The sequence below is a fragment of the Tropicimonas sp. IMCC34043 genome (assembly GCF_003390845.1).
GTDB lineage: Bacteria > Pseudomonadota > Alphaproteobacteria > Rhodobacterales > Rhodobacteraceae > Tropicimonas.
Window position 1 is genome coordinate 42,720 of sequence record NZ_QMEK01000004.1, and the last position, 16,078, is coordinate 58,797.

A 16,078-nucleotide genomic window follows, 5' to 3' on the forward strand; every position below is an offset into this window, starting at 1 on the left:
CCATTACCTGCCCGACGCCATTGTCGGGCGCCGTACGTACAGCGGCCGGATCAGGCGGCGCCAGGCAAGCGCGAGCCCGGTCCAGACCAGCACCGCGGCGGCAAGCGAGGCCAGTGCCGCGATGGCCTGTCCGACGACCCCATAGACCTCTCCGGTATGGACGAATCGCAACCAGATCCGCGCCCGCGTGGCCGGCGTCTGGTCGGCGATGCCTTTCTGGCCCAGCAGCGTGCCATCGGTCGCGGCGAAGGTCAGCGTGGTCTGGCGCGCGGGCTGGTGCCCGGTGCCGGTGTCGGCCATCACGGTGATCTTGTCGTCCCCGGCCTTTGGCAGGGTCAGGGTCAGCCGGTTCCAGTCCGGCACCTGGCTGGCGGCATTGTCGAGCGCGGCTTGCAGCCCGACACCGGGCGCAATCACGGCCGGCGCACCGCCGCCCGGGGCACCGCCAGGGCGCCCGCCACCGGCCGAGGCGGTCTCGCCATAGGCGGCAAAAACCAGGCGGCTCGCCCAGGGATAGCTGATCACCACACCCGACAGCACGATCAGGACCAGCGGGATTGCGGCCCAGGAGGCCAGAACGTGATGCCAGTTGTAATCGCGCGCCTTGGCGTTCGGCAGTCCGTGGCGAAACAGGATCTGGTTGCGCAAAAGCCGCGCCTTCCAGGCACGCGGCCACCAAAGCACGACGCCCGATACCAGCAGGAACAGGAACAGCAGGTTCGCGGCGCCGGTGATCGCGCCGCCGGTTTGCCGATCAAACAGCGGCACCAGCCAGCGATGGATCTGGGTGACGGCGCCGAAGAAGGCGTGGACCCCTTCCGGGCCAGCGCCGAGCGCGGCGCCGGTATAAGGGTCGAGCAGGATCTGCTCGCCGCGTCCCCAGCCCGCGGCTGCCGGTCGGGTCGCGTCGGCAGACAGGGTGAGCGTGCTTGCCTTGCCGCCAGATTCGGCCAGCGCGATGGCGCCAAGCGCCTCGGCCGGCAGCATTGCAGCGGCGGGCGTGACTTTGGGGTCGGCCCAGCGGGTGATCTGGGTCTCGAAGGCGAGGAGGGCGCCCGTCACCGACATCACCAGAATGACAAGACCTGCAGCCACCCCGGTGACGAGGTGGCTCCAGAAAACGACGCGGCGGATACGCATGAGATACTCCGTAAAAACCTGCAAGGGACGAGGCTCTTACGGTCGTGAGGCGGCGTTCCGTCGCCGCCGCGGCGGGATCAGTGGCTCATCAGCACCGGAATTTGCGCGGCTTCCAGCATGTCGCGGGTCGCCCCGCCCATGATCGCCTCGCGGAACCGGGAATGACCATAGGCGCCCATCACCAGCAGATCGGCCTGCTGATCCTCGCAATGCCGGGCGAGCACATCGGAGGTGCGCGGCATGGTGCCCGCGATCACCGAGATCTCGGCCCGAATGCCATGGCGCGCCAACATCTGCGACAGCATCCCGCCCGGATCGGACCGGTCCGGGGCATGGCGCGGCGGATCGATGATGACGATGTTCGTGGCCTGGGCCTGTTGCAGCAAGGGCATCGCGCTGCGGATCGCATCCATCGCCTCGGCGCTCTGGTTCCAGGCCAGCACCACCTTCTGCGGCCGGCCAAGGCTGACCCCGCGGGGCAGCACCAGCACCGGGACGTTGCCGGCAAAGAGCGCGGCCTCGACCACCGCTTCGTCGACGATCCCGCGGTCGTCTCCATAGGGCTTGCTCAGCACCACGAGGTCCGAGAACCGGGCCCGGACACCGACCAGATTCTGGATTGTGCCGACCTGGGCAATGCCGGATTCGGTCGACGATCGGCAGTCGGATTTATCGAGCACGGCCCGCGCCGCGGATTCGATTGCCGAAGCTTCTTCACGCGCCCGGTCGAGCGTTGCCTGCTCGATCAGCGCATTTGTCCCGGCATAGTAGTAGCCAGGCGTCGAGTGGTCGATGCCAAGTGCGAGCACGTCGACATGGGCGTCCTGGGCCCGGGCCATGGCCAACGCGCCCTCCAAGGCGCTTTGGGACAGGTCCGGATTGGTGATCACTGTAAGTAAGGACTTGTACGCCAAGGCTGTAGCCTCCCATTGGTCTTTCGTTGATACCGTAAATCTATAGCATTCGGGAGACATTGACCTGTCTCAACCTGTTCCTGCGACGACATTGACCTAGATCAAGGTGTTCCCCTACCCGTAACATCACAAGCAACCAAGAAACGACGTGGGGGAATCCGCGCCCCCACTATGTTTAACTTCACTGTAGGGACAATACATGTTGAATTTCGCCAAGATCGCGGCATGGGGGCTTGTGGCCGTAGCGGCCGCGATGGCCGCGAACTATGCCCGCGACGGAGCCTATCTCGTCCACGCGCTCATTATCATGGTCATTGCCGCCGGAGCCTTCTTCTGGAGCGTGCGCCAGGTTGAGGAGCATCCGGACAAGGAGGCTGCCGATCCCGGCGCCACAGGCGTCACCTACCTGGACGGCCCGATCCGCTATGGCGTGATCGCGACCTGTTTCTGGGGCGTGGTCGGCTTTGCCGCGGGTACGTTCATCGCCAGCCAGCTTGCCTTCCCCTCGCTCAACTTCGAATGGGCCCAACCCTACATGAATTTCGGCCGGTTGCGGCCGCTGCACACCTCGGCGGTGATCTTCGCCTTCGGGGGCAATGCGCTGATCGCGACCTCGTTCTATGTGGTCCAGCGAACCTCGGCCGCCCGGCTTTGGGGCGGCAACGCGGCGTGGTTCGTGTTCTGGGGCTATAACCTGTTCATCGTGCTGGCGGCGACCGGCTATCTGCTGGGCGCGACCCAGTCGAAGGAATACGCCGAACCCGAATGGTACGTCGATCTGTGGCTGACCATCGTCTGGGTCGTCTATCTGATGGTGTTCCTCGGGACGATCCTGAAGCGGAAGGAAAAACACATCTATGTGGCGAACTGGTTCTATCTGAGCTTCATCGTCACCATCGCGATGCTGCACATCGTCAACAACCTGTCGATCCCGGTCTCGATCTTCGGCTCGAAATCGGTGCAGGTGTTCGCGGGCGTGCAGGACGCCATGACCCAGTGGTGGTACGGCCACAATGCCGTGGGCTTCTTCCTGACCGCCGGCTTCCTCGGCATGATGTACTACTTCGTCCCGAAACAGGCCGAACGGCCGGTGTTCAGCTACAAGCTGTCGATCATCCACTTCTGGGCGCTGATCTTCCTGTACATCTGGGCGGGTCCGCACCACCTGCACTATACCGCGCTGCCCGACTGGGCCTCGACCCTCGGGATGGTGTTCTCGATCATGCTGTGGATGCCCTCCTGGGGCGGCATGATCAACGGCCTGATGACGCTGTCGGGGGCCTGGGACAAGCTGCGAACCGACCCGATCATCCGGATGATGGTGGTCTCGGTCGGCTTCTATGGCATGTCGACCTTCGAAGGGCCGATGATGTCGATCAAGGCGGTGAACTCGCTGTCGCACTACACCGACTGGACCATCGGTCACGTCCATTCCGGCGCGCTTGGCTGGAACGGCATGATCACCTTCGGCGCGCTCTACTTCCTGGTGCCGCGCCTGTGGCATCGTGAGCGGCTGTATTCCATCGCGGCCGTCTCGTGGCACTTCTGGCTCGCCACCATCGGTATCGTGCTTTACGCGGCGTCGATGTGGGTCTCGGGCATCATGCAGGGCCTGATGTGGCGCGAGGTCGATGCAAACGGCTTCCTTGTGAACTCGTTTGCCGACACCGTTGCGGCGATGCATCCGATGTACGTGACGCGCGCCTTTGGCGGTCTGCTTTACGTCGCCGGCGGGATCATCATGGTCGTCAACCTCTGGCTCACCGCGACCCGCGGCGAGCCCAAAGCCGCAGCGACCCCGGTCGCCGCGCCTGCCGAATAAGGGAGGGCACGACAAATGGCTCTTATCGACAAACACAAGTTGATCGAGACCAACGCGACGCTGCTGCTCGCGTTGAGCTTCCTGGTGGTGACCATCGGCGGCATCGTCGAGATCGTGCCGCTGTTCTATCTGGAAAACACGATCGAGGATGTGGACGGCGTGCGTCCCTACTCCCCGCTCGAGCTGACCGGGCGGGACATCTTCGTGCGCGAAGGCTGCTATGTCTGCCACAGCCAGATGATCCGGCCGTTCCGCGACGAGGAAGAGCGCTATGGCCACTACTCGCTGGCGGCGGAGTCGATGTATGACCATCCGTTCCAGTGGGGGTCAAAGCGGACCGGGCCGGATCTGGCACGGGTCGGCGGCCGGTATTCGGATGCCTGGCACGTGGATCACCTGACCGACCCGCAGTCGGTTGTGCCGGAATCGGTGATGCCGAAATACGGCTTCCTGTTGCGGCAGCCGGTCAGCGACGAATACATCGTCGACGTGATGAAGACCAATCGCACGGTCGGCGTGCCCTATACCGACGAGATGCTCGAAAACGCGCGTGCGGACTTCGCCGCCCAGGCCGATCCGGACAGCGATTATGACGGGTTGCTGGCGCGCTATCCCAAAGCGGTGGTGAGCAACTTCGACGGTCAGCCCGGGATCAGCGAGATGGACGCACTTATCGCCTATCTGCAGATGCTTGGCACGCTCGTCGACTTCTCGACCTTCGAACCTGTCGCCAGCCGATAGGGGCTGCATAGGATGGATCATTACTCCTTCCTGCGAGAGCTTGCAGACAGCTGGGCGCTGCTGGCTCTCGTACTCTTCTTCGTTGGCGTGATCGTCTGGGTGTTTCGCCCCGGCAGTGCCAAGGCGCAACGCGACAGTGCAAATATCATCTTCCGTCACGACGACGCTCCGGCGGCCGCGGCGGAACTCGACCCCAAGGAGGATCGGGAATGAGCAGACAACCCGTTAAGAAGCAGCCCGAGGTGGAAACGACTGGCCACAGCTGGGACGGGATCGAGGAACTGAACAACCCGTTGCCGCGCTGGTGGCTCTGGACCTTCTATGCCTGCATCGTCTACGCGCTGATCTATTCGGTGTTGTGGCCGGCCTGGCCGCTGGTGCATGGCGCGACGCCGGGTCTGCTGGGCAAGTCGACCCGCGCCGACGTGGCCGTCGAAATGGCCCGGTTCGAGGCGGCGAATGCCCCGATCCAGGCCCGGCTGGTTGCAACCGACCTGAACGAGGTCGCCAACGATCCCGAACTTCTGAGCTATGCCCAGAATGCCGGGGCGGCGGTGTTCCGCGGCTGGTGCGCCCAATGCCACGGCTCGGGGGCGCAGGGGGCGCAGAACCTCGGCTATCCCAGCCTTCTGGATGACGACTGGCTGTGGGGCGGGACGCTGGACGACATCTACTACACCGTCACCCATGGTGTCCGTAACGAACAGGACCCGGACGCCCGCTATTCGCAGATGCCGGCTTTCGGGCGGGACGAGCTGCTGACCGGCGACGAAATCAACCAGGTGGTCAATCACGTGCTGCAGATTTCGGGACAGGAATACGATGCAGACCTGGCCGAAGCGGGCGCGACGGTCTTTGCCGACAATTGTGCGGCCTGCCATGGCGAGGACGGCACCGGCGATCAGACCCAGGGCGCGCCAAACCTGACGGACGCGATCTGGCTTTACGGCGGCGATGCGGCGACGATCCACGAGACCGTGACCAACGCGCGATTCGGCATCATGCCGCCGCAGGGCGGTTCGCCCAAGACCGCGGTCGGCGACGCCGAGCGTCGCGCGGTTGCGCTCTACGTCTATGGGCTTGGTGGCGGCGTGCAGGCCGACTAGCGCCGACATCAGCCAATTCTCAGCGTTCCAGCGCCCCGTCCCCGTCCCCCGGGGGCGGGGTGTTCTTTTGCGGTGGCGGAGAATTTTTCTGCGTTGCCGCGAAGAAAATGCGCATCCACCAAGCACATTTGATCTGGATCAAGGTGGCCTCTGGCCGGTGGTCATAAACAGACTTCACGGCACCGGTTGAACCGCCAGCAAGACGGAACGGCCGAGCCAACGAAACACCGAGTTTCCAGTGGGTGTCCTCCCCTGGAATATTCGCCCCGATCCTTCGTCCTGTTCGCGCGTTTCCTAGGAGGATCGGGGCGCCTTTCGTTTCTGGCGCCCAGCACACGCTCAATTTACCACCTCGCGACACGCGGGCGCAGTTTATGTCTCGGCCCGATTTGCTATCAGGGCTGTGCTTGCGGTGGGCGGTTCGAATTGATGTAAGTCAAAGACGCCTTTTCCCAGCTGCCTGAAGAAGGGCGAACACTAATTCACTCAGCCACCGGAGACCCATCCGTGAGCGACACCGACAGCCAGCCTGAACAGCTATATTCCGCAAGGGAACCGATCTTTCCCCGAAGGGTCAGCGGCAAGTTCCGCAACCTGAAATGGGTCATTATGATCGTGACCCTTGGCATCTACTATCTGATGCCCTGGATACGCTGGGATCGTGGCCCGAATCTGCCCGATCAGGCGGTGCTGGTCGATCTTGCGAACCGCAGGTTCTTCTTTTTCTGGATCGAGATCTGGCCGCACGAGTTCTATTTCGTGGCCGGCCTGCTGATCATGGCCGGGCTCGGGCTGTTCCTGTTCACCTCGGCGCTGGGGCGGGTCTGGTGTGGCTATACCTGCCCGCAGACGGTCTGGACCGACCTCTATATCCTGGTCGAACGCTGGATCGAGGGCGACCGCAACGCCCGCCTGCGGCTGCACCGCCAGGAAAAGATGGATGCGCGAAAGCTGCGTCTGAGAGTCACCAAATACGCCTCCTGGCTTGCCATCGCGGTCGCCACGGGCGGTGCCTGGGTGTTCTATTTTACCGACGCGCCGACGCTCTTGAAGGATCTGGTGACCTTCAACGCCCATCCGGCCTCCTATACCTCGATCGCGGTGCTGACTTTCACCACCTTCGTCTTTGGCGGCTTCATGCGCGAACAGGTCTGCATCTACATGTGCCCCTGGCCGCGGATCCAGGGCGCCATGATGGACCCCGACACGCTCACGGTGGCCTATCGCGACTGGCGCGGCGAACCGCGCGGCAAGCTGAAGAAGGGCGCGCCATTGGCCGAGGCGCTGCTGGCCGGCGACTGCATCGACTGCATGGCCTGCGTCAATGTCTGCCCGATGGGGATCGACATCCGCGAGGGCCAGCAGCTGGAGTGCATTACCTGCGCGCTCTGCATCGACGCCTGCAACGACGTCATGGACAAGATCGGCAAGCCGCGCGGATTGATCGGCTATCTGGCACTCAGCGACGAGGTGCGCGAGCGCGACGGCAAGACGCCGATTTCGGTCTGGCGGCACGTGTTCCGGGTCCGCACGGTGCTTTATACAGCGCTGTGGTCCGCGGTCGGCATCGGCCTTGTCGTGGCGCTGTTCATCCGGCCCGACATCTCGGCCACTGTCCATCCGGTTCGCAATCCGATGTACGTGACGCTGTCGGACGGGACGATCCGCAACAACTTTGACTTCGGCCTGCGCAACAAACACGGCGACGACCGCCGGTTCCGGATCTCGCTGAAAGGCGATCCCGACATGCGGCTGTCGATCGAGGGCACGCCCTACGAATCTTTCATCGTGCCCGCCAACGCGACCGGCAAGCAGCGCGTCCATGTGATGGCGCCGAAGGGCAGTGCGGCGGCAAACGCAGAACGGACCGCGGTCCGGTTCTGGATCGAGGATCTGGCCAGCGGCGAACGGGTCTTCAAGGACAGTACATTCTTCGGGAACGGGACAAAGATAGATGGTGCTCACGGGCCGTAAGGTACTCATAATCACGGTTTCTTTCTTTGCCGTTGTCATCGGGGTGAACCTGTCCCTCGCGTTTCTCGCGGTGGACACGTTCCCCGGGCTTGAAAGCCACAACTCCTATGCGGATTCGCAAACCTTCGATGCGGATCGTGCGGCGCAGAAGGCGCTTGGCTGGACCGCCGAAGTCGAGGTCGACTACGGCGTTCTGGTCCTGACCTTCAAGGATCGCGACGGCGACCCGATCGAGGTGGCGACGCTTGACACCCTCGTCGGCCGTCCGACCCACACGCGCGATGATATTCGCCCCGAACTGAGCTATCACGACGGCGTGTACCGCGGCCCTGTGGACCTTGGTGCCGGGCACTGGGATATTCACATCGTGGCGACCGCAAGCGACGGCACCAGATTCAAGCAGCGCATTCCGCTGCACATCGTTAAATGACGGGGAATGACTGACAGCACCTTTCCCGAGGCTCCCGCAGCCTCTGCCTGCCCTGCCTGCGTCGCCGCGCCGATGGCGCGGCGTATCGCTGCAAGCGGCGCACGCGCGGACGGCGCCGAGCGGGGCGCGCTGATGCTGTCTTTGCCCGACATTCGCTGTGCGGCCTGCATCACCATCGTCGAGAAGGCGTTGGAGCGGCATCCGGGTGTGCGCTCGGCCCGGGTCAACCTGACCCTGAAGCGGGCAATCGTCGATACCGATCCCGGGATCACGGCCGAGGCGCTGATCGATACCGTCGCATCCGTCGGCTATACCGCACACGAGCTCGATCCCGCGGCGCTCAGTGCCACCGCGACAGACCGGCAGGGCCGCGAGCTGCTGATGCGGCTGGCGGTTGCGGGCTTTGCGGCGATGAATGTGATGCTGCTGTCGGTCGCCGTCTGGTCGGGCGCCGAACATGCTACGCGCGACATGTTCCACTGGATCTCGGCGCTGATTGCGGTGCCGGCCATCGCCTTTGCCGGGCAGCCGTTTTTCCGCAGTGCCTGGGCTGCGCTGCGTCACGGGCGGCTGAACATGGATGTGCCGATCACGCTGGCGATCCTTCTGGCGCTTGGCACCTCGCTCTATGAGACTGCGCATTCGGGCGAGAATGCCTATTTCGACGCGGCGATCTCGCTGACGTTCTTCCTGCTTGCCGGGCGTTATCTGGACCACCGGACCCGCGCCATCGCACGCTCGGCGGCCGAGGAACTGGCCGCGCTCGAGGTGCCGCGGGCCGAGCGGGTGACGCTGGACGGCACCGAAACCGTCGATGTCGCCACGCTGGTTGCAGGCGAGACGATCCTGGTTCGTCCGGGCGGGCGGATGCCGGTCGACGGCGTGATCGCATTGGGCACGAGCGAGCTTGACCGGTCGCTGCTGACGGGCGAGACCCTGCCTGTCTTCGCCGGTCCCGGACAGGCGGTCAGCGCTGGCGAGGTCAACCTGACCGGGCCGCTGCGGGTCACCGTGACGGCGGCGGGGCGCGACAGCTCTCTGCACCGGATGGCCGATCTGGTGGCGATCGCCGAAAGCACGCGCAACCGCTATACCTCGCTCGCCGACAGGGCCGCCGGTCTTTATGCGCCGGGCGTCCACATCCTGTCGTTTCTCGCGGGTGTCGGCTGGTATGCCTATACCGGCGACGCGCGGCTGGCGATCAACATCGCGGCCGCGGTCCTGATCATCACCTGCCCCTGTGCACTGGGGCTTGCGGTGCCTGCCGTGACCACGGCGGCCTCGGGCCGGCTGTTCCGCCGCGGCCTGTTGATCAAGGACGGCACGGCGCTGGAGCGGCTGGCCGAGGTCGACACCGTTGTGTTCGACAAGACCGGGACGCTGACACTCGGCACGCCGGTCATGCTGTCGCCCGAAACCGCCGATCCTGCGCTGCTTGCGCTGGCCGCGGGGTTGGCCGCGGGGTCGTCGCATCCGCTGTCGCGGGCGGTGGCGGATGGCGCTGCGGTGGTCGGTGTCGTGCCCGAGACGGTCGAAGACCTGCGCGAGGTGCCGGGATACGGCACCGAGGCGGTCTGGCGCGGCCGCCGGGTGCGTCTGGGACGGGCTGCCTGGGTCGGGGCCGAGGCGGCAGAACAGACCTCGGCCTGGCTGGGGGTAGAGGGGCAGGCGCCCACCGCCTTCCTGTTCGAGGATCGTCTGCGGCCCGGCGCCGAAGCCGCTGTCGCGGGCCTGCGTGAGGCGGGGCTGACGGTCGCGATGATCTCGGGCGATTCGGGCCCGGCGGTGCGCCGCTTTGCCGAACGGCTCGGTATTTCAGACTGGACAGCCGAGGCGCTGCCCGAAGACAAGGCGGCGCGGATTGCAGCGCTGTCGGCCGAGGGGCGGCGGGTGCTGATGGTGGGCGACGGTCTGAACGACACGGCGGCGCTCGCCTCGGCCCATGTCTCGATCTCGCCGGCGACGGCACTCGACGCCGCGCGGGTCGCCTCGGACATCGTTCTGCTCGGCGAGGATATCGCGCCGGTGGCCGAAGCGGTCAGGACGGCGCGTCGTGCAGTGCGCCGGATCCGCGAGAATTTCCGGATCGCGACGGTCTATAATGTGGTTGCGGTGCCTTTGGCGATCGCGGGCTTTGCCACGCCGCTGGTTGCGGCGCTGGCCATGTCGGCCTCGTCGATCACGGTCTCGCTCAACGCTTTGCGGCTGAGGTGATACGATGCAGATCCTGACGATCCTGATCCCGGTCTCGCTGCTGCTTGGCGGCGTCGGGCTGGCCGCTTTCTTCTGGATGGTGCGCCACAACCAGTTCGACGATCCCGAAGGCGACAGCCAGCGGATCCTGTCGAAGGAATTCGACGACCAACCCAAGCAATAGGCGCGTGTGCGGGCCTGTGTCCCAGTCCGGGATTCGAACGGCTGCGCTGCAATCAGCTGGCAGGGCAGGGGACGGGCGCCGGTCTGCGGCCGAACCCGGCCGCCAGGCTCCGGTCAGGAGCCGCTGGGGCCGAAGGTCGAGCAGTCGTTGCCGGCGGCCGAGATCCGCTTGCAGGCAAGCACGGCCTGTTCGGCGCTGAGCCCGACGAAATTGGCATCGAACCCGGTCTTGCCGCGCTGGACCTTGCGCAGCGCGCCGTCAAGCGTGCCCATTTCCTGCAGCGCGGTCATCAGCAGGACACGCTCGGCCTTGGACTGAGAATTGTAGCGGCCGATATTGATCCCCCATTGCCGGCCACCGGAGGTGGAGGCGCGGCTGACCACGACCGGTTCGGCCTTGGCCGAGGCCGGGATCGCGGCAGGGACGGTCGCGGTGAAGTCGATGCGGCGCGGCTGGGCACGGGGCGCCTTTGACGGGGCAACGGGCGAGGCGGAGGCAAGCACGACCTGCGCGGGCTGCGGCGCGGGTTTGGCCTGAGGCTCGATCACCGGTTCGACGGAGGCAATGGCCTGCGGAGCGGCGACGGGCTGCTGCGCCAGGGCAACGGCGGTGGCGATCGCCGGGGCCGGCTGGCTGCGGCCGGGTGCCGGTGGCGGTGGGCTGACTGTGGCGGGGGCGACCGCTGACGCGACGACCAGCGGCTGGGCGGCTGCCTGCGCGACGGCCGCCTGAACGGGGGGCACGGCCGCAATGGCTGCGGTCGATGCCGCGGCCACGGCGGCGTTGATCCCCGATTTCATGGCGGCCACCTGGACTGCGGCGGCCGTGCCCTGGCCCGGGCGGCCAAGCGGGCGAATCGACTGCGCGACGCTCAACGTGGCAGTGGCGACGGTACTGGCCGCCCCGGAGGTGGCGTCGGCCACCAGCACCCTGCTGCCGCTGCCCTGATAGGCCGGGCGCGCCGGTGCCGCGACCCTGACCTTGCGCGGCGCCTTCTTGAAGCCGAGGTCCATCAACTCGGCCACGCGGGCATTGCGCGCGGCACTCGACGGCGCGCCCATCACGGTGGTGATGATGCGCACGTCGCCGCGCTGTGCCGATGCGACGAGGTTCGATCCCGCCGCCGAGGTATAGCCGGTCTTGATGCCGTCGGCGCCCTTATAGGCGTCGAGGAAGCGCCGGTTGGTGTTCTGCACCATGCGGATCTTGGCGTCGGTGGTCCGGCGGGAGAACAGGTTGTAATATTGCGGGTAGTCATAGAACAGGTGCCGGCCGAGGGTCGACATGTCGTTGGCGGTCGACATGTGGCCATCTTCGGTCAGCCCGTTGGCGTTCTTGAAGGTGGTGCGCGACATCCCCAATGCCTTGGCGGTGCGGTTCATGCGCCGGGCAAAGGCGGCCTCGCTGCCCTCGATCGCCTCGCCGATGGCGGTGGCGGCGTCGTTTGCCGACTTCACCGCTGCGGCGCGAATCAGATAGCGCAGCTCGATCTTCTGGCCAGCTCGCAGGCCGAGCTTGGAGGGCACCTCGTTCGCCGCATTGCTGGAGACGGTGACCATCGTGTCGAGACCGATCTCACCATGCTCGATCGCCTCGAAGGTGATGTAGAGCGTCATCATCTTGGTCAGCGAGGCCGGATGGACCCGGGTATTCGCGTTCTGGGAATAATAGACCTTGCCGGTCCGGGCATCCATCACCATGGCCGCCGACGTTGCCGCGCTTGCCCGCAACGACGTGCCCAGAAGTACAACGAATGCCAAAAGAAATAGCACGGAAAAGACGAGGGCCGTGCGCCCACGATTGCTCGTCATCTCGAATCCTGCCTAACACTGCCTCTTGCCGCCCTGTTTTCAGAGTCGGCGCTTTTGCTCGGGATCAGCCTAGCACGGTTCTTGATCTCCGAAAAGTGTTGAGATTCAATGTCTTTCCGGGCGACTTTCGGGCCACATCGCAACATGTGGCCCAAGTCGATGGAATCTGTACAAGATTCAGCCGATTTCCGCCACGAGATCGGGCAACCCGCTGAGGTCGGGCAAGGTGCGGAACCGCAAGTGGCCGACCGGCGGTTCGGCATGTTCCAGCGCCCAGGCCAGATGGAACGGCACGTGGACCGCCCAGGATCCGGCCGCGATGGCGGGTAGAATGTCGGATTTCATCGAGTTTCCAACCATTAGCGCGTGATCCGGCCCCGACCCGAACTCGGCAAAGATCCGGGCATAGACCGCCGGTGTCTTTTCGGACACGATCTCGATGCCCTCGAAGAAGTCGCCCAGTCCCGACTGCGCCAGCTTGCGCTCCTGGTCGAGCAGGTCGCCCTTTGTGATCAGGACCACGTGGTGGCAGGTCTGGGCCATCGCTTCGACTGCAGCGCGGGCATGGGGCAAAAGCTCGATCGGATGCTCGAGCATCTCCTGGCCGATCTCGAGGATCTGGCGGATCACGGTGGCGGGCACGCGCGCCTCGGTCACCTCGATCGCGGCTTCGATCATCGACAGCATAAAGCCCTTTATGCCATAGCCATAGCGGACGAGGTTGCGCTTTTCGGCCTCGAGCAGACGCTCGTCCAGATGATCGCGCGAACTGAAATCCTTCAACAGATCGGCGAATCGTTCTTGCGTGAGGACATAGAAGCGCTCGTTGTGCCAGAGTGTGTCGTCGGCATCGAAGCCGATTGTGGTGACATTCATGAGGCGGTTCCTCGCGCAGGGCGTCTGAACTCTTTTCAGATCACGTCTGGCGACTATATAACGCCTCTCAACACTCTTCTATCCACCAGCCACGGAGAGCGGCGCCACTTGCAACGTAGATGTGACCACAGAATGTCAGGGGGCGACGGGGATCGGCCCGACGGGGGAACAGGTGTCATCACCAAGACCCGGTCGAAGACCGAGCGGCCGCCGCTGTACAAGGTGTTGCTGCTGAATGACGACTACACGCCGATGGAGTTCGTCGTGCATATTCTCGAGCGGTTTTTCGGCATGACCCATGCCCAGGCCTTCGAGGTGATGCTGGTGGTGCACAAAAAGGGCGTTGCAGTGGTCGGCGTGTTCAGTCACGAGGTGGCCGAGACCAAAGTGGCGCAGGTGATGGATTTTGCCCGCCGCCATCAGCATCCGCTGCAATGCACCATGGAAAAGGAATAGGGGCGCTGACCGCGTGACCCGAACGTATCCCCAATCAGGAGCGGGCCGGAATGCCGGCTAGCCGCCTTGCCCTCGCGCTCGAGGCAGGCGCCGTACACCTGCCGTCTGCGGGTCCCATCGCCGTGTTCCGGCCGCGAGCCGATGCCGACCTTTCGCCCTTGCCGCGCGAGCGGGTGGAGATCGTGCAGGGCAACAAGGCCGATCACGATGCCTGGATGCGGCGCGGATATGCCGTCAGCACCGCGACCCCGCAGGATTTTGCCGCGGCCCTGGTCGAGTTGCCGCGCGCCAAGGCAGAGGCGCGCGCGCTGGTCGCCGAGGCCTCGGCCGCGGGCGGGCCGGTGATTGTCGAGGGGCAGAAGACAGACGGGGTCGATTCGATCCTGCGCGAGATCCGCGCCCGCGTTGCCGTCAGCGAAGCCTTCGCCAAGGCCCATGGCAAGATTTTCCAGTTTCAGGCCGCGCCCGCGACCTTTGGCGACTGGGCCTTGCCCGCGGTGCAGCGGCTGGCCAACGGCTGGGTCACCGCGCCGGGGCTTTTCTCGGCCGACGGGCCCGACCCGGGCTCGGTCGCGCTGGCCGCCGCGTTGCCGGAAAAGATGCCGGGGCGGGTCGCCGACCTTGGCGGTGGCTGGGGCTATCTCGCGTTCCATGTGTTGCAGCGGCGCGGCGTCACCGAATGCGCGCTGGTCGAGGTCGAACATGCGGCGCTGGAGGCTGCGCGGCAGAACGTCGTCGACCCGCGCGCCCAGTTCCATTGGGCGGATGCGCTGAGCTGGTCCGATCCCGAACCCTTCGATCATGTCGTCGCCAATCCGCCGTTTCACGTCGGCCGCGCTGCCGATCCGGGGCTTGGCGCCGGCTTCATCGCCGCCGCGGCGCGCCTGCTAAGCCCGCGCGGAACGCTCTGGCTTGTGGCGAACCGGCATCTGCCCTATGAGGGGGCGCTCAATGAGGCCTTCCGCGAGATCCGCGAACTCGACGGCACGCCGGGGTTCAAGATCTATTCCGCCCAACGGCCGCGAGTTCCCGCAACCAGGCGCCAAGGCCGCTGAGCGGCCCAACACTCCCGATACGACTTCACAGGACAGGAACGATGACCTTCTCGATTGCAGGAAAGACTGCCATTGTGACCGGTGCCGCGCACGGCATCGGGCTCGCCATCGCCCGCCACTTCGTGGAGAAGGGCGCCAACGTCATGCTGGCCGACATGGACGAGGCACGGTTGTGCGACGAGGTCGGCGGATCGAATGGCGAAAGCGGCCGCGGCACCGCGCGTGCCTTTGCCGGCGATCTGCGCGAACGGCTGACCATTGCCAACCTTCTGTCCGCGACGCTCGACAGTTTCGAACGTGTGGACATCCTGGTCAACGCCTGCCGGCAGGTCATGCCGTCCGACCCGCTCGATCCCGACAGCGACAATGTCGAGACCTTGCTGCAGCAGAACCTGATCGTGGCGCTGCGGCTAAGCCAGGCAACGGCGAAACGGTTCATCAAACAGGCCGAAGGCAAGGACCTGGCCGAAGAGCAGTCGATCGGGGCGATCGTCAACCTGTCGTCGATTGCGGCGCGGCGCAGCAATCCAGGCCTGCTCGGCTATTCGATCTCGTCGGCAGCACTTGACCAGATGACGCGGAGCATGGCGGTCGGTCTGGCCCCGCACCGGATCCGGGTGAACGGCATCGCCTTCGGTTCGGTGCTGTCCGACAGCCTGAAGGTCGCGCTGAAACAGAACCCCACCTATCGCGCCGAGGTTCGGGATCACACGCCGATGAAGCGGATTGCGAAGCCGAGCGAGGTTGCCTCGGCGGCCCAGTTCCTGGCCTCGGACGGCGCGGCCTTCATGACCGGACAGATCGTGACCGTGGATGGTGGACGCACACTCGTCGATCCGGTCGCCGTACCCGCCTACTGAGCCGGCCCACCGATCGCGGCCCGCATGGGGACCGAACGCGCGGGGGCGCCGTGCTATCCGAGGGGGAACTGCGCCTCGCAGCTCTTCAGGCTCAACTCGGCCCGCGTTGTCGCCTTGGCGCGGCTCTGCTTCAATTCCGCCAGCTTGCGCTGTTCCGACACCCTGTCGATCGGTACCGGCACCGCGCGATAGCGGGTCTCGACCTGATTGCAATACCCCCAGCCAACCCCTACCAGGCCGCCATTGATCGCGCCGTAGCCGCTGCCGAGGCAGAGATCGAGGCCCGAGGTCACATAGGGTTCCTGCCGGATCGCATAGCCGCGGGCGAGGTTGCCCTCGACTTCGGCAATCAGACCTTCGAGGACGGCCACGTCCCGCGTCGCCTGTTGCAGGCAGGCCTGTCGCGGCGACACGCAGGCCGCAAGCAACAGCAGCAATACGAGGGGAATCAACCGCTTCATCGCCAGAGCATAGCGTGGACGCGACCTGCCGCCAATGATAGCTCTGGCTGGCGTT

The 16,078-nt window shown here is 65.3% G+C and carries 16 protein-coding genes; 11 read left to right on the forward strand and 5 right to left on the reverse strand.

Annotated features, from left to right (window positions below; all coding sequences use genetic code 11):
* Positions 1–3: 3 nt before the first annotated feature.
* Both DQG17_RS14915 and DQG17_RS14920 read right to left on the reverse strand, forming a co-directional pair.
* Positions 4–1,140, reverse strand: coding sequence for a PepSY domain-containing protein (locus tag DQG17_RS14915; RefSeq protein WP_116133661.1), 1,137 nt, complete (start codon positions 1,138–1,140; stop codon positions 4–6).
* Positions 1,141–1,217: 77 nt separating this feature from the next.
* Positions 1,218–2,054 carry a universal stress protein gene (locus DQG17_RS14920; protein ID WP_116133662.1) on the reverse strand — a complete coding sequence of 279 codons (837 nt, stop codon included), beginning with the start codon at positions 2,052–2,054 and terminating at the stop codon, positions 1,218–1,220.
* A 199-nt stretch (positions 2,055–2,253) separates the two neighbouring features.
* Between DQG17_RS14920 and ccoN the strand changes: the two genes are divergently transcribed.
* The 8 genes from ccoN to ccoS all read left to right on the forward strand — a co-directional run bounded on the left by ccoN (position 2,254) and on the right by ccoS (position 10,504).
* Complete coding sequence (gene ccoN / locus DQG17_RS14925; protein WP_116133663.1) at positions 2,254–3,876, forward strand: cytochrome-c oxidase, cbb3-type subunit I; 1,623 nt, start codon at positions 2,254–2,256, stop codon at positions 3,874–3,876.
* Between the two features lie 15 nt (positions 3,877–3,891).
* Complete coding sequence (gene ccoO / locus DQG17_RS14930) at positions 3,892–4,617, forward strand: cytochrome-c oxidase, cbb3-type subunit II (protein ID WP_116133664.1); 726 nt, start codon at positions 3,892–3,894, stop codon at positions 4,615–4,617.
* A gap of 12 nt (positions 4,618–4,629) precedes the next feature.
* Positions 4,630–4,830: a cbb3-type cytochrome c oxidase subunit 3 gene (locus DQG17_RS14935; RefSeq protein ID WP_116133665.1), complete on the forward strand. Its 201-nt coding sequence runs from the start codon at positions 4,630–4,632 to the stop codon at positions 4,828–4,830.
* Complete coding sequence (ccoP, locus tag DQG17_RS14940) at positions 4,827–5,723, forward strand: cytochrome-c oxidase, cbb3-type subunit III (RefSeq protein WP_116133666.1); 897 nt, start codon at positions 4,827–4,829, stop codon at positions 5,721–5,723. The genes DQG17_RS14935 and ccoP overlap by 4 nt, the downstream gene beginning before the upstream one ends.
* Before the next feature lie 507 nt (positions 5,724–6,230).
* The gene (gene ccoG, locus DQG17_RS14945; RefSeq protein WP_116133667.1) at positions 6,231–7,697 is read left to right on the forward strand and encodes a cytochrome c oxidase accessory protein CcoG; all 1,467 of its coding nucleotides are present in this window, start codon (positions 6,231–6,233) and stop codon (positions 7,695–7,697) included.
* Entirely contained in the window at positions 7,678–8,127 is a 450-nt protein-coding gene (locus DQG17_RS14950) for a FixH family protein (RefSeq protein WP_116133668.1), read from the forward strand. The genes ccoG and DQG17_RS14950 overlap by 20 nt, the downstream gene beginning before the upstream one ends.
* 6 nt (positions 8,128–8,133) lie before the next feature.
* Entirely contained in the window at positions 8,134–10,341 is a 2,208-nt protein-coding gene (locus DQG17_RS14955) for a heavy metal translocating P-type ATPase (protein WP_369908048.1), read from the forward strand.
* Between the two features lie 4 nt (positions 10,342–10,345).
* Positions 10,346–10,504 (forward strand): cbb3-type cytochrome oxidase assembly protein CcoS, encoded by a 159-nt coding sequence (gene ccoS, locus DQG17_RS14960; RefSeq protein ID WP_116133669.1) that lies wholly within the window; start codon positions 10,346–10,348, stop codon positions 10,502–10,504.
* A gap of 113 nt (positions 10,505–10,617) precedes the next feature.
* On the opposite strand, the gene DQG17_RS14965 is transcribed toward ccoS, so the two are convergent.
* Positions 10,618–12,315 carry a D-alanyl-D-alanine carboxypeptidase family protein gene (locus DQG17_RS14965; RefSeq protein ID WP_116133670.1) on the reverse strand — a complete coding sequence of 566 codons (1,698 nt, stop codon included), beginning with the start codon at positions 12,313–12,315 and terminating at the stop codon, positions 10,618–10,620.
* 177 nt (positions 12,316–12,492) lie between these two features.
* On the reverse strand, positions 12,493–13,191 hold the full coding sequence (locus tag DQG17_RS14970) for an HAD family hydrolase (RefSeq protein ID WP_116133671.1): 699 nt from the start codon (positions 13,189–13,191) through the stop codon (positions 12,493–12,495).
* Between the two features lie 132 nt (positions 13,192–13,323).
* Here DQG17_RS14970 and clpS point away from each other — a divergent pair, with 132 nt between their 5' ends.
* Genes clpS through DQG17_RS14985 form a run of 3 tightly spaced genes read left to right on the forward strand, consistent with a single transcriptional unit; the run spans position 13,324 to position 15,562 of the window.
* Positions 13,324–13,647: an ATP-dependent Clp protease adapter ClpS gene (gene clpS / locus DQG17_RS14975; protein WP_116133672.1), complete on the forward strand. Its 324-nt coding sequence runs from the start codon at positions 13,324–13,326 to the stop codon at positions 13,645–13,647.
* Positions 13,648–13,697: 50 nt separating this feature from the next.
* A complete protein-coding gene (locus DQG17_RS14980; protein WP_116133673.1) occupies positions 13,698–14,702 on the forward strand; it encodes a class I SAM-dependent methyltransferase in 1,005 nt (334 codons plus the stop codon).
* Positions 14,703–14,743: 41 nt separating this feature from the next.
* On the forward strand, positions 14,744–15,562 hold the full coding sequence (locus tag DQG17_RS14985) for an SDR family NAD(P)-dependent oxidoreductase (protein ID WP_116133674.1): 819 nt from the start codon (positions 14,744–14,746) through the stop codon (positions 15,560–15,562).
* 53 nt (positions 15,563–15,615) lie between these two features.
* Here the strand turns inward: DQG17_RS14985 and DQG17_RS14990 are convergent, their stop codons facing one another.
* On the reverse strand, positions 15,616–16,023 hold the full coding sequence (locus tag DQG17_RS14990) for a hypothetical protein (protein ID WP_116133675.1): 408 nt from the start codon (positions 16,021–16,023) through the stop codon (positions 15,616–15,618).
* Between the last annotated feature and the right edge of the window lie 55 nt (positions 16,024–16,078).

Bases quoted from the DNA above. Each gene is read 5' to 3' on its own strand.
- ccoN (WP_116133663.1), top strand. From the start codon at position 2,254: ATGTTGAATTTCGCCAAGATCGCGGCATGGGGGCTTGTGGCCGTAGCG.
- DQG17_RS14970 (WP_116133671.1), bottom strand. From the start codon at position 13,191: ATGAATGTCACCACAATCGGCTTCGATGCCGACGACACACTCTGGCAC.
- clpS (WP_116133672.1), top strand. From the start codon at position 13,324: ATGTCAGGGGGCGACGGGGATCGGCCCGACGGGGGAACAGGTGTCATC.
- DQG17_RS14915 (WP_116133661.1), bottom strand. From the start codon at position 1,140: ATGCGTATCCGCCGCGTCGTTTTCTGGAGCCACCTCGTCACCGGGGTG.
- DQG17_RS14980 (WP_116133673.1), top strand. From the start codon at position 13,698: ATGCCGGCTAGCCGCCTTGCCCTCGCGCTCGAGGCAGGCGCCGTACAC.
- DQG17_RS14965 (WP_116133670.1), bottom strand. From the start codon at position 12,315: ATGACGAGCAATCGTGGGCGCACGGCCCTCGTCTTTTCCGTGCTATTT.
- ccoS (WP_116133669.1), top strand. From the start codon at position 10,346: ATGCAGATCCTGACGATCCTGATCCCGGTCTCGCTGCTGCTTGGCGGC.
- ccoP (WP_116133666.1), top strand. From the start codon at position 4,827: ATGAGCAGACAACCCGTTAAGAAGCAGCCCGAGGTGGAAACGACTGGC.
- DQG17_RS14935 (WP_116133665.1), top strand. From the start codon at position 4,630: ATGGATCATTACTCCTTCCTGCGAGAGCTTGCAGACAGCTGGGCGCTG.
- ccoO (WP_116133664.1), top strand. From the start codon at position 3,892: ATGGCTCTTATCGACAAACACAAGTTGATCGAGACCAACGCGACGCTG.
- DQG17_RS14950 (WP_116133668.1), top strand. From the start codon at position 7,678: ATGGTGCTCACGGGCCGTAAGGTACTCATAATCACGGTTTCTTTCTTT.
- DQG17_RS14985 (WP_116133674.1), top strand. From the start codon at position 14,744: ATGACCTTCTCGATTGCAGGAAAGACTGCCATTGTGACCGGTGCCGCG.
- DQG17_RS14955 (WP_369908048.1), top strand. From the start codon at position 8,134: ATGACTGACAGCACCTTTCCCGAGGCTCCCGCAGCCTCTGCCTGCCCT.
- DQG17_RS14990 (WP_116133675.1), bottom strand. From the start codon at position 16,023: ATGAAGCGGTTGATTCCCCTCGTATTGCTGCTGTTGCTTGCGGCCTGC.